General features: G+C 72.1%; 13 protein-coding genes. 9 read left to right on the forward strand and 4 right to left on the reverse strand.

Annotated features, from left to right (window positions below):
• The first annotated feature begins 20 nt into the window (after nt 1–20).
• Nucleotides 21–1,874, forward strand: coding sequence for a penicillin-binding protein 2 (gene mrdA, locus ABD331_RS23915; RefSeq protein ID WP_344478514.1), 1,854 nt, complete (start codon nt 21–23; stop codon nt 1,872–1,874).
• Complete coding sequence (rodA, locus tag ABD331_RS23920; RefSeq protein WP_344478518.1) at nt 1,871–3,007, forward strand: rod shape-determining protein RodA; 1,137 nt, start codon at nt 1,871–1,873, stop codon at nt 3,005–3,007. The genes mrdA and rodA overlap by 4 nt, the downstream gene beginning before the upstream one ends.
• On the opposite strand, the gene ABD331_RS23925 is transcribed toward rodA, so the two are convergent.
• Nucleotides 2,969–3,952, reverse strand: coding sequence for an amidohydrolase family protein (locus tag ABD331_RS23925; protein WP_344478522.1), 984 nt, complete (start codon nt 3,950–3,952; stop codon nt 2,969–2,971). The two genes, rodA and ABD331_RS23925, sit on opposite strands and share 39 nt — an antisense overlap.
• Nucleotides 3,949–4,314, reverse strand: a complete 366-nt coding sequence (locus tag ABD331_RS23930; RefSeq protein ID WP_344478526.1) for a metal-sulfur cluster assembly factor — start codon at nt 4,312–4,314, stop codon at nt 3,949–3,951. The genes ABD331_RS23925 and ABD331_RS23930 overlap by 4 nt, the downstream gene beginning before the upstream one ends.
• Before the next feature lie 71 nt (nt 4,315–4,385).
• Here ABD331_RS23930 and ABD331_RS23935 point away from each other — a divergent pair, with 71 nt between their 5' ends.
• From ABD331_RS23935 to ABD331_RS23945, 3 genes are read left to right on the forward strand one after another with little or no spacing between them, the layout of a single operon-like run.
• Nucleotides 4,386–5,117 carry an IclR family transcriptional regulator gene (locus ABD331_RS23935; RefSeq protein ID WP_344478530.1) on the forward strand — a complete coding sequence of 244 codons (732 nt, stop codon included), beginning with the start codon at nt 4,386–4,388 and terminating at the stop codon, nt 5,115–5,117.
• Between the two features lie 42 nt (nt 5,118–5,159).
• Complete coding sequence (locus tag ABD331_RS23940) at nt 5,160–5,735, forward strand: DUF4291 domain-containing protein (protein WP_344478534.1); 576 nt, start codon at nt 5,160–5,162, stop codon at nt 5,733–5,735.
• A 2-nt stretch (nt 5,736–5,737) separates the two neighbouring features.
• Nucleotides 5,738–6,388 carry an NAD-dependent epimerase/dehydratase family protein gene (locus tag ABD331_RS23945; RefSeq protein ID WP_344478538.1) on the forward strand — a complete coding sequence of 217 codons (651 nt, stop codon included), beginning with the start codon at nt 5,738–5,740 and terminating at the stop codon, nt 6,386–6,388.
• On the opposite strand, the gene ABD331_RS23950 is transcribed toward ABD331_RS23945, so the two are convergent.
• Nucleotides 6,375–7,826, reverse strand: a complete 1,452-nt coding sequence (locus ABD331_RS23950; protein WP_344478543.1) for an MFS transporter — start codon at nt 7,824–7,826, stop codon at nt 6,375–6,377. The genes ABD331_RS23945 and ABD331_RS23950 overlap by 14 nt on opposite strands.
• A gap of 91 nt (nt 7,827–7,917) precedes the next feature.
• Here ABD331_RS23950 and ABD331_RS23955 point away from each other — a divergent pair, with 91 nt between their 5' ends.
• The 4 genes from ABD331_RS23955 (at nt 7,918) to ABD331_RS23970 (ending at nt 11,088) form a co-directional block, all read left to right on the forward strand.
• Entirely contained in the window at nt 7,918–8,466 is a 549-nt protein-coding gene (locus ABD331_RS23955) for a CGNR zinc finger domain-containing protein (protein ID WP_344478546.1), read from the forward strand.
• 101 nt (nt 8,467–8,567) lie between these two features.
• Nucleotides 8,568–9,683, forward strand: coding sequence for an LLM class flavin-dependent oxidoreductase (locus ABD331_RS23960; protein WP_344478550.1), 1,116 nt, complete (start codon nt 8,568–8,570; stop codon nt 9,681–9,683).
• A gap of 33 nt (nt 9,684–9,716) precedes the next feature.
• Complete coding sequence (locus tag ABD331_RS23965) at nt 9,717–10,322, forward strand: FMN reductase (protein WP_344478554.1); 606 nt, start codon at nt 9,717–9,719, stop codon at nt 10,320–10,322.
• 10 nt (nt 10,323–10,332) lie between these two features.
• On the forward strand, nt 10,333–11,088 hold the full coding sequence (locus ABD331_RS23970) for a chitosanase (RefSeq protein ID WP_344478556.1): 756 nt from the start codon (nt 10,333–10,335) through the stop codon (nt 11,086–11,088).
• Nucleotides 11,089–11,128: 40 nt separating this feature from the next.
• Here the strand turns inward: ABD331_RS23970 and ABD331_RS23975 are convergent, their stop codons facing one another.
• Nucleotides 11,129–12,040 (reverse strand): NHL repeat-containing protein, encoded by a 912-nt coding sequence (locus ABD331_RS23975; RefSeq protein WP_344478559.1) that lies wholly within the window; start codon nt 12,038–12,040, stop codon nt 11,129–11,131.
• Nucleotides 12,041–12,055 lie beyond the last annotated feature (15 nt).

Raw genomic sequence — 12,055 nt, forward strand, 5'->3', positions numbered from 1 at the left:
GGCCGGGGTGGTGAGGCGCCGTGTCTAGGGCCAGGCTGGTGGTGCTGCGGCTGGTCGCCACCGCCATGCTGGTCACGCTGCTCGGCCGGTTGTGGTTCCTCCAGGTCGTCAACGGCGACGCGTACGTGCGGGCCGCCGCGGACGTACGGATCAGGAGCGTGGCGCTGCCCCCCACCCGCGGCCCGATCCTCGACGTGAACGGCCGCCCCCTGGTCACCAACAACACCCGCCCCGTCGTCACGGTGGACGCCGTCGCCCTGGCCCACCAGCCGGACGGCGGCCGGGCGGTGCTGACCCGGCTGGGCGAGGCGCTCGGGCAGCCGTACCGGCAGATCGCGGAGAAGGTGCGGCTGTGCGAGGAGGCCGTGCCGAAGCCGTGCTGGCAGGGCTCGCCGTACGAGCCGATCCCCGTCGCGCGGGACGTGAGCGTGCCGGTGGCGCTGCAGATCAGCGAGCGGCAGCAGGACTTCCCCGGCGTCCGCACGGAGCTGCGCCCGATCCGCGTCTACCCGCACGGCGCGGCGGCGGCGCACACCCTCGGGTACGTGCAGGGCGTCCAGGGCCGCGACGGCCTCGAAGCGACCTACGACCGCGACCTGGCCGGGCGGCCAGGCCGCAGGGACGTGGCCGTGGACAACACGGGCAAGGTCACCAGGACGATCCGCGAGGACCCGCCCGTGCCCGGCGACACGCTGGTGACCAGCCTCGACTCCCGCATCCAGGCCGTCTCGGAGCAGGCGCTCGCGCGGGCGCTGGCGGGCAGCGGCGGCTCGTCGGGCGCGGCCGTGGTGCTGGAGTCGGCGACGGGGCGGGTGGTGGCGCTGGCCGGGCGGCCCGCGTACGACCCGGCGGTGTGGACGGACGGCGTGACGGCGCGCGAGTACCGGGCGCTGCCGCTGCTGTCGCAGGCCGTGCAGGGCGAGTGGGCGCCCGGTTCGACGTGGAAGGTCGCCTCGGCGGCGGCAGCGGCGTCGGCCGGGTACGGGCTCGGCGCGACCTACGACTGCCCGCCCGGCTACACGGTGGGCGACCGGGTGTTCCGCAACTTCGGCAGCGCCGACCTGGGCCTGATGACGATGCACGGGGCGCTCGTCCAGTCGTGTGACACGATCTTCTACCGGCTGGCCGACCAGCTCTGGCAGCGCGGCTCCGACGCCCTGGAGCGGACCGCCCGCGGGTTCGGCTTCGGCCGGCCCACGGGGGTGGACCTGCCGGGCGAGGCGGCGGGCGCGGTGCCGGACGCGGCGGCGAAGAAGGCGTACTGGCGGGCCACCCGGGCGGAGAGCTGCCGCCGGGCGAGCAAGGGTTATCCGGAGCTGGCCGACCGGGCGCGGGCGGCGTACCTGACGGCGATCGCGCGGGAGAACTGCCGGGGCGGCGGCGTGTGGCGGGGCGGCGACGCGGCGAACCTCTCCATCGGGCAGGGCGGCGTGCTGGTGACCCCGCTGCAACTGGCGCGCGCGTACGCGGCCGTGGCCAACGGCGGCACCCTGCACAACCCGCGCGTCGGCCTGAAGGTGGTGCGGCCCGACGGGACGGCGGTGCGCACGATCACGCCGCCGGCGGCGGGACGGCTGCCCGCGACGGCGGCGACGCTGCGCTTCATCCGCCAGGCGCTCACCCAGGTGCCGAGGACGGGGACGGCCGAGGGCGCCTTCAAGGGGTTCCCGTTCGCCAAGATCGCGGTGGCGGGGAAGACGGGGACGGCGGAGTCGTTCGGGCGGCGCGACACCTCCTGGTTCGCCTCGTTCGCCCCCGATCCCGCCTACACGGTGGTCGTGGTGCTGTCGGAGGGCGGCAGGGGCGCCGAGGGGGCGGCTCCGGCGGCCCGCGCCATCTGGGAGGGCATTCTCGGGCTGAGGGAGCGGCGATGATCGCGGTTGCCGGGCGCAGGAACCTGGTGTGGGCGCCGTCGCTGGGCCCGCCCGACCGGCTGCTGACGCTGCTGGCGCTGGCCCTGTCGGCGATGGGGCTGCTGCTGGTGTGGTCGGCCACAAGGCTGGCGGGCGGCCACGCGCAGTTGGTGCGGCAGGCGGGCGCCGTCGGGGTGGGCCTGGTGCTCATGTGGCTGGTGTCGCGGGTGGACCTGCGGGTGTTGCGGGCGTACGTGCCGCTGGCGTACGTGCTGGCGCTGCTGTCGCTGGCCGGGGTGCTCAGCCCGCTGGGCGTGCGGGTGAACGGGGCGCACTCGTGGATCGTGCTGGCGCCCGGGGTGCAGTTCCAGCCGTCGGAGTTCGCCAAGATCGCGCTGGCGCTGGCGTTCGCGGTGCCGCTGGGCGAGCTGCGCGACGGGCAGCGGCGGGCCGGGTTCGGCGGGGTGCTGCTCGCGCTGGCGCTGGCCGCCGTTCCGATCGGGCTCATCGCGCTGCAGCCGGACGTGGGCACGATGCTGGTGTTCGCGGCCATGGTGGCGGGGGCGCTGCTGGTGTCCGGGGCGCCCAAGCGGTGGCTGCTGGTGCTCGCCGGCGGCGCGGCCGGGGCAGGGGCGGCGGCGTGGCAGCTCGGGCTGGTCCGGCCGTACCAGCTCGAACGGCTACTCGTGCTGGTACGGCCGGGAGCCGATCCGGGCGGCATCGGCTACAACGCCGCCCAGGCCCGCATCGCGATCGGCTCCGGCGGCCTGTCCGGCAAGGGCCTGTTCAACGGCGAGCAGACCGCCGGTCACTTCGTGCCCGAGCAGCACACCGACTTCATCTTCACGGTCGCGGGCGAGGAGCTGGGCTTCGCGGGGGCCGCGCTCATCGTGCTGGCCGTGTTCGCGCTGCTGTGGCGCGGGCTGTCGATCGCCCGGCACGCCGCCTCGCGTTACGGGGCGGTGCTGGCGGGCGGGCTGGTGTCGTGGTTGGGGTTCCAGACGTTCATGAACGTGGGCATGACCCTGGGCCTCATGCCGATCGTGGGGGTGCCGCTGCCGTTCGTCTCGTACGGCGGCTCCGCCACGGTCGCCGGGCTCGTGGCCATCGGGCTGCTACAGGCGGTTCACCGGAGCAAGCCCATGCAGGCGTAGCAGGTTCTCGCCGAGGATCTTGCGCTTGGCCTGGTCGGTGAGCTGCGGGTAGCCGTACCCGTCGCACAGGTCCTGCGGGATGGTGAAGTCCCTGAACGCGCGCAGCGCCCACTGCGGATGGAAGATCGGCGCCTCCGAACCATAGATGATCTTGTCTTCGCCGCACCAGAAGAGCAGCTTGCCGATGATCTCGGCGAACATCCTGGGCGCCCTGACGATGAAGTTGATCGTCGCCGCCAGGTCGGCGTACAGGTTGGGGTAGCGGATGAGCTGCCAGCAGGTCTCGTCCAGGAACGGCAGGCCGACGTGGAAGATGACGAAGTTGATGTCGGGGAAGTTCGCGGCGGCGCCGTCCATGTCCCACGTCTGCGTGTGCTCGATCGGCTGCGGGCCCAGCGGGACGCCCTTGTGCACGCCGATCAGGTTGACGCCCAGGTCCCGCGCCTTCTCGAAGATCGGGAAGGCCACCCTGGGGTCGTCCATGCGCCACGGGTACGGGGAGCCGTAGTCGTAGCGGACGTTGTAGAGCTTGAACGCCCGCGCGTTGAACTCCCCCACCTGCCTCTCCATCAGGTCGAGCGCCCTGCGGCCCTCCAGCGGGTTGACCGTGCCCCAGAACACCGTCCGGTCCGGGTCCCTGGCGGCCAGCTCCGCGCACTCCTGCCACGGCGACAGGCCGTCGTGGTAGAGGTCCGTGAGCGGCAGCGGCATCGCCACCAGCATGTCCGTGTCCGACTCCTCGAACACCATGCGGCGGATGTCGTCGATCGTCCACTGCCGCAGGAACTCCTCAGGCGGCAGCCTCGTCTCGCCCTCCGGGGTGAGCGTCGTGTGGAAGGCGTACAGGTGGTTGGAGAACATCTGACCCGCCGGCCCGAACGCGTTCTTGGGCTCGAAGTTGAACACGTGGGCCACGCTGTCGAACACGAAGAAGTCGTCGATCACCGTAGTTCCCTCCCGATGTAGGCCGCTTTGTCGGGCACCTCGGCGGGCGCGGGCAGGAAGCGCAGCATCCGGGCGGCCCTCGGGGAGAGCCGGTCCGTCGTCCACACCTCGTCCCACACCACCTCGACCTCCGCCTCGTCGATGCCGGGCTGCTCCTGGATGCGGTCCCGTACCTCGGTCAGCACCCTGGCGGCGAACGGGCACCAGCCCGAGGTCAGCAGCAGCTCGACACGGGCCCGGCCGTCGTCCACCTGGACCGACCGGATCAGGCCCATCTCCACGACGGAGATGCCTTTCTCCCTGCAGCACGGGTCGTAGACCCCGGACAGCGCCTCACTGGCCCACTGCGGTATCTCCGGCATGACCTCATCGTCGGACGGGTGTGCCTGTTGGGGTAGGCGTCCTGTTTTCAAATGGCGAAGATGCTTGATGGATGAACGGCGAACAACCCAGCGATCTGATCCGCAGCGTCTCGCGCGCGCTCCGCGTCCTCGAAGAGGTCTCGCGAGCCGACCGGCCGCTGTCGGTCAAGGTCATCGCGCGCCGCTGCGGCCTGAACCTCTCCACCTCCTACCACCTGGTCCGCACCCTGTGCTACGAGGGCTACCTGCACCGCCGCCCCGACGGCGACTACATGCTCGGCTCGCAGGTGGCCGAGCGGTTCCACGAGATGCTGGACGCCTTCGAACGGCCGCCCCGCGCCGCCGCCGTGCTGCGCCACCTGGCCGCCGCCACCGGCCACACCGCCTACCTGGCGCAGCTCGCCGAGGGACGGCTCGTCGTGGTGGACGTGGCGGAAGGGCCGCGTTCCCCGTACCTGGAAGATCTGCAGGCGGGGCTGGAGACGGCGCCGCACGCCACCGCGCTGGGCAAGGCGCTGCTGCTCTCCCTCCCGTCCCGCACCAGGCGCGGCGTCCTGACCGGGTACGGCCTGCGCCGCTTCACCCCCTCGACCCCCGTCAGCGTCGAGGACGTCGAGAAGGAGCTGTCGGGCTTACGGCCGGGGCAGATCGTGGAGGAGCACGGGCAGTTCAGGGAGCAGGTGGCGTGCGCGGGCGCCATCGTGCCCGGCACCGACTGGGCCATCGGCATCTCCACCCGCGGCCTGTCCATCCCGCAGATCGCCCGCCTCCGCCTCGCGCAGGCCGTCCGGGACCTGGGATAACACGTTGCCGGCCCGACCCTTGATCGTCCACTCTGGTACGCCATGGACGTCCCCCACCGGCAGATCCGCGCCCTCTGGACCGAGCGGTCGATCACCGTCTACCAGGCCTACGACGCCGCCGTCGCCGCGCCCGCCGTCGCCGCGCAGCGCTTCGTGCCGCCCTTCAAGCGGGAGCGCATGACGTGGATCAAGCCGTCGTTCCTGTGGATGATGTACCGGTGCGGCTACGCCACCAAGCCCGGCCAGGAGCGGGTGCTGGCGATCGAGCTGAGCCACGAGGGCTTCGCCTGGGCGCTGGCCCACTCCTGCCTCAGCCACGACGACCGGCGGCCCGGATGGGCGCAGCGGGTCCGCCGCAGCCCGGTGCGCATCCAGTGGGATCCTGAACGAGGCCTCCGGCACGAGGCGCTGCCGTACCGGTCGATCCAGGTGGGGCTCACCGGGGAGGCGGTGCGGCGTTACGTGGAGGAGTGGACGCTGGGGATCAGCGACATCACCGAGCGGGTACATGAGGTGCGTGCGGCCGTGCGCGGCGGGGCGGACGCCGGCGCGCTGCTGCCGGTGGAACGGCCGTACCCGCTGGCCGGTGAGCTGGCGGAGACGATCGGAGCGAGCTGAGGATGAGGGTTCTGCTGTTCGGGGCGACCGGCATGGTCGGGCGGGGGGTGCTGCGGGAGTGCCTGCTCGACGACCGGGTCACCGAGGTGCTCGCGGTCGGGCGGTCCTCGACGGGCGTCTCCCACGCGAAGCTGCGCGAACTGCCGCACGGTGATCTGCTCGATCTGGCGTCCGTCGAGGGTGAGCTGGGTGGGTATGACGCGTGTTTCTTCTGCCTGGGCGTGTCGGCGGTCGGGATGGCCGAGAAGGACTATCGGCGGATCACCTACGACTTCACGCTCTCGGTGGGTGAGACGCTGGCCCGGCTCAGCCCGCGCTCGACCTTCGTGTACGTGTCCGGCGCCGGGACCAACGCGCGGGGGCGGGCCATGTGGGCGCGGGTCAAGGGGGAGACCGAGAACGCGCTGCTGGCGTTGCCGCTGGAGGCGTACATGTTCCGGCCCGGGTTCATTCAGCCGATGCACGGTGTGCGGTCGCGTACGCGGCTCTACCAGGCGGCGTACGTGGTCACGCGGCCGCTGTTCCCCGTGTTGCGGCGGCTGGTGGGGGGTGGGGTGACGACCACCGAGCAGATCGGGAGGGCCATGATCGTTGTGGCTGAGCGGGGGGCGGGCAAGCGAGTGCTCGGGTCCGCCGACATCAACGCGCTCTGACCTCAGCGCGCCTTGGCGTCGTCGCGCTATGACGGCGGCGCGGGCTCTTCGGCTCGCCCGGGGAGAGTGGGATCGCCAGGAGGGATGCCAGGGCGGCCAGGGCCCAGACCGTCGCCCAGGAGGTGTGGGCGATGACCAGCGGGATGAGCAGCGGCGTGAGGAAGCCCGTCGCGAACAGGGTGGTGCCCAGGAGGCCCAGCGCGGTGCCCGCCCTGTCGGCGCCCGCCATCGCGGCGATCTCCGTGTAGGCGACGCCGTGCCAGGAGTTCGCCAGGATGCCGCCGATGGCCAGGGCCGTGACCGCGAGGGGGGTGGGGGCGTCGGTCAGGACGGCCGCGCCTGCCATGGCGACGCCTGCCAGGGCACCGATCGCTCTGATGTGGGTGCGGCGGGTGCCGGTGCGGTCGGTGCGGCGGCCCGTCCAGATGCGTGCGGCGCCGCCGCCGAGCTGGGCTATGACGATCGTGAGGCTGGCCAGGGTGGTGCCTTCGTGCTTGACGTCGTGCAGGAAGATCGCGGTGAAGGAGAGTACGGCGAATTGGGGGACGGTGAGGAGGGCGCCTGCCAGGGCCAGCCGCCAGACGTCCCAGCGGCGCAGGGGGGAGGCTGGGCGCCGGCCGGAATGCTGGGGCGTGGTGGGCGCGGGGGCGGTGAGCAGGGCGGGGGCGGGCACGCGGGTGGCGGGCGTCGTGGTGACGGGCTCGACGGCGGTGACGGTGGCGGGCGTGACGGTGGCGGGCGTGACGGTGGCGGGCGTGACGGTGGCGGGCGTGCGAAGGGCGGGCGTCGTGGCGAGCGTGCCGGTGGCCTGCGCGGTGGGTGGGGTGGGGTCGTGGAGCCAGCGCCAGGTGGCGGCTGCGGCGAGGAGGCAGAAGGCGGCCGGGACGGCGTAGGCGGCGCGGAAGCCGTAGGAGGCGGCGAGCCACGGGAGCAGCGCCACCCCGACCGCGCCGCCCACCGGGATGGCCGTCTGACGGATGCTCATCGCGAACCCCCGCTCCCCCTCCCCGAACCAGGTCATGACCGCCCGCCCCGACGCCCCGTTGACGCTGCCGCCCAGCGCGCCGGCGATGGCGAGGCAGAGGGCCAGCAGCGCCACGCCCGCTCCGTCCGACGGGGTGACGGCGGCGGCCATCACCGCCAGCAGCGCGCCCGTCGAGGTCAGGCCGGTGAGCAGCACGCGGCGGTCCCCGAACCGGTCGGTCAGCAGCCCCCACACGATGTCGGACGCCGCCACGCCGAGCCCCAGGCAGGCCAGGACGAGGCCGAGCGCCTCCGTGGACAGGTGGTAGCCGGACCGCATCACGACCCCGGTGACGGGGATGCCGGAGAACATCGCCGCGAAGGCGGCCTGCGCCCCGACGCCGACGGCCAGCACGACCCAGCGATGCCGGGGCCCGTGGCCGGGTTGATTGCGGGACCTGCGCAGGGTCGTCATATGTCCACCTTCGGAGTGAAATAACCGTATTCAGTGGTTACTCACCTTGGCAGGCCAGAAAGTAACTTGTCAACGCGGTTACTATGGACCCATGGACTTCACCTTCATCAGCGGCAACCTCGGCCTCGACCTGGCCGGCACCGTCGGCCGCCGGCGCGGCGCCCGCGTGGACCTGCTGGCCACGCCCGCCGACCTGGCCCGCTGGACGGTGGCGGCCGGGCTGCTCGACGACCGGCCGGACGCGAGCGACGACGACCTGGCCGGGGCGTGGGCGCTGCGCGAGGCGATCTACCGGCTGGCGTCCGCCGTACGTACCGGAAAGGCCATGGACGCCGCCGACCGCGACACGCTGAACGCCGCCGCGCGCCCCGAGCCCGCGAGCGTGCTGCTCGGCGAGCGGGGGGTGGAGCGCGGCGGCGATCTGCGGGCGGCGCTGTCCAGCACGGCGCGGGCGGCGGCCGAGTTGCTGGGCGGGCCGCAGGCCGGGCTGATCAGGGAGTGCGAGGCGGATCCGTGCACGCGGCTGTACATCGACGCCTCGCACCGGCGTACGCGCCGCTGGTGTGACATGCGCGGCTGCGGCAACCGGGCGAAGGCGGCGGCGTTCCGCGCCCGTCACCACGACGGGGCGCGCGCCTGAGCCGACGGGCCGCGCACCCGGGAGGAGATGATGGAATAACCGGGGGGCCGCGAACGCTACCGCAGCCGTCAAAGATTCAACAGTCAGGATTGGTGACTAAAGTGCAGTTCGGAATCTTCAGCGTGGGCGACGTCACCACCGACCCCACCAACGGCAGGACCCCGACCGAGCACGAGCGGATCAAGGCAATGGTGGCGATCGCGCTCAAGGCCGAGGAGGTCGGGCTCGACGTCTTCGCGACCGGCGAGCACCACAACCCGCCGTTCGTGCCCTCCTCCCCCACCACCATGCTCGGCTACATCGCGGCCAAGACCGAGCGCCTGCAGCTCTCCACCGCCACGACGTTGATCACGACGAACGACCCGGTGAAGATCGCCGAGGACTTCGCCATGCTGCAGCACCTGGCCGACGGCAGGGTGGACGTCATGCTGGGCCGCGGCAACACCGGCCCGGTGTACCCGTGGTTCGGGCAGGACATCCGCCAGGGCATCCCGCTGGCCATCGAGAACTACGCGCTGCTGCACAAGCTGTGGCGCGAGGACGTGGTCGACTGGGAGGGCCGCTTCCGCACGCCGCTGCAGGGCTTCACCAGCACGCCGCGCCCGCTGGACGGGGTTGCGCCGTTCGTCTGGCACGGCTCGATCCGCAGCCCCGAGATCGCCGAGCAGGCCGCCTACTACGGCGACGGCTTCTTCGCCAACAACATCTTCTGGCCGAAGGAGCACTTCATGCGGCTGATCAGCCTCTACCGTCAGCGGTACGCGCACTACGGCCACGGCACCCCCGAGCAGGCCGTCGTGGGTCTGGGCGGGCAGGTGTTCGTGCGCAAGAACTCCCAGGACGCGGTGCGCGAGTTCCGCCCCTACTTCGACGTCGCTCCCGTGTACGGGCACGGGCCGTCGCTGGAGGAGTTCATGGCGGAGACGCCGCTGACCGTGGGCAGCCCGCAGCAGGTCATCGACAGGACGCTGGAGTTCAGGGAGTTCTTCGGCGACTACCAGCGCCAGCTCTTCCTGATGGACCACGCGGGCCTGCCGCTGAAGACCGTGCTGGAGCAGCTCGACATCCTGGGCGAGGAGGTCGTGCCGGTGCTGCGCAAGGAGTTCGCGAAGGACCGCCCGGCGGGCGTCCCCGACGCGCCGACGCACGCGTCCCGGCTCGCCGCGGCGAAGGCCGGGAAGGGCGCGGAAGCGCCCGAGACCCCCGTCGGCGCCTGACCACCACCCCTGTACACCCCCGAAAGGAGCACCATGAAGCTCGTCGTCGTCACGGCGGGGCTGACGCAGCCCTCCTCCACCCGACTGCTCGCCGACCGCCTCGCCGAGGCGGTGGCGCAGCGGGCGGAGGTGGAGGTCCGCGTGGTCGAGCTGCGCGACCTGGCCGTGGACATCGCCGGCAACTTCGTCACCGGCTTCCCGAACACCCGCCTGCGCGAGGTGACGGAGGCGGTGACGGGGGCCGACGGCCTCATCGTGGTCACGCCCATCTTCAGCGGCTCGTACAGCGGCCTGTTCAAGTCGTTCTTCGACGTGCTGGACAACACGGCGCTGACCGGCAAGCCGGTGCTGATCGCGGCCACGGGCGGCACCCCGAGGCACTCGCTGGCGCTGGAGCACGCGCTGCGCCCGCTGTTCGCGTACCTGCGTGCCGTGGTCGTCCCGACGGCGGTGTACGCGGCGGCGGAGGACTGGGGCGGCGGCAGGGACACGTTCACCGACGGGCTCGGCGAGCGCGTCGCGCGCGCCGCGCAGGAGCTGGCCGACCTGCTGCTGCACCGGGCTCCGGAGAAGCGGGAGCAGGTGGAGGAGGTCGTGCCGTTCGAGCAACAGCTCGCGGCGCTGCGCCCGGTGGAGTAGTTTGCCCTGCGTGCTGATCTCCGCGGCTCTGGCCCTCTCCCTGACCGTCGCCTCGCCGGCTCTCGCCGACCCGCACAAGAAGGACATCGCCATGCGGCTGGTGTCCAGTGCGGAGAACTCCTCGCTCGACTGGAAGGCCCAGTACGGCTACATCGAGGACATCGAGGACGAGCGCGGCTACACGGCGGGCATCATCGGGTTCTGCTCCGGCACCGGCGACATGCTGGAGCTGGTCGAGCTGTACACGAAGCGCAAGCCGGGCAACGTCCTGGCGAAGTACCTGCCGGCGCTGCGCAAGGTGAACGGCACCGACTCGCACGAGGGCCTCGGTGCGGGTTTCGTCAGGGACTGGAAGGCCGCCGCCAAGGACGCCGCCTTCCAGCGGGCCCAGAACGACGAGCGTGACCGCGTCTACTTCAACCCCGCCGTGCGGCAGGCGGAGAAGGACGGGCTGCGGGCGCTCGGCCAGTTCGTCTACTACGACGCCATCGTCATGCACGGCCCCGGCGGCAGCAGGCTGAGCTTCGGCGGCATCAGGAAGAGCGCGATGGGCAAGGCCAGGACGCCTGCGCAGGGCGGCGACGAGGTGACGTACCTGAACGCGTTCCTCGACGCCCGCAAGGCGGCCATGAAGGCCGAGGAGGCGCACGAGGACACCACCCGCGTCGACACGATGCAGCGGGTGTTCGTGCGGAACCGCAACCTGGACCTGAACCCGCCGCTGACCTGGAAGGTCTACGGCGACAAGTTCACGATCAAGAAGTGAGGGGCGCGCCCCTGGTGGTCACGGGGCGCGCGGACGGGGTTCAGGGCTTGATGGCGACCACGTCGTAGGTCGTGTCGGGGGTCGGGGTGGTGGTGAAGCGGGCGTTGGGCAGGTAGAGGCGGCGGCCGTAGGCGGCCACGGTGGTGGGGACGTCGAACCTGTCGTCGGTCAGCCGCGCGATGATCTTGCCGGAGGCGCCGTCGCGGGCCAGGCCGATCGCGGCGACCGTGTTGAGCCGGTTCTGGACCGCGTACAGAGTGCGGCCGGCCAGGAGCAGCCCGTCCCCGTTGGTCAGCAGCTCGCCGCCCAGGTCCACCTCGGTGGTGACGCCGGTGGACGGGTCGGCCTCGAAGAGCTTGCCGGTGTTGGACTGGACGATCAGCAGCGACCGGCCGTCCGGGCTCGGGGCGATGCCGTTGGCGTTGTTGCCCGTCGTGTACTGGATGGCGCCGCTGAGCGGGATGCTGACGGCCTCCGCGGGCAGCGCGCCGCCCCGTCCGAGGTCCAGCTTGTACAGCACGGGGTTGGCCGAGTCGGTGTAGTACGCGGCGCCGCGGAAGAGGATCACGTCGTTGACGAACGACGTGCCGGTGGCGAGCTGGTACGACTTGATGACGGCGCCGGTGCGCAGGTCGATCACCCGCGCGTTGCCCGCGTTGCCGCCCGCCACGAACAGCTGGCCGCGCCCGTCGGTCTTGAGCCCGAGCGACTGCGTGCCCGGCCCCTTGCTGATCACGCCTCCCTTCCCGGTACGCAGGTCGGCCCGGTAGATGTCACCGGTCGCGCGTGAGCCGAAGTAGGCGTAGTGGCCCCCGATCGCGATGCCCTCCGGCTGGAACCCGTTGGGCAGCGGGAACGTGTCGGGCTTCGTCGCGGCCTGCGCCGGCACACCGCCGAGCAGGACGACGATCAAGGCACTGCCGAGTGCGGTCTTCAGGATCGCGGATCTCATGCGGCCCACGATGCC

This window comes from Nonomuraea monospora (assembly GCF_039531895.1).
In the GTDB taxonomy this organism is placed as follows: Bacteria; Actinomycetota; Actinomycetes; order Streptosporangiales; family Streptosporangiaceae; genus Nonomuraea; species Nonomuraea monospora.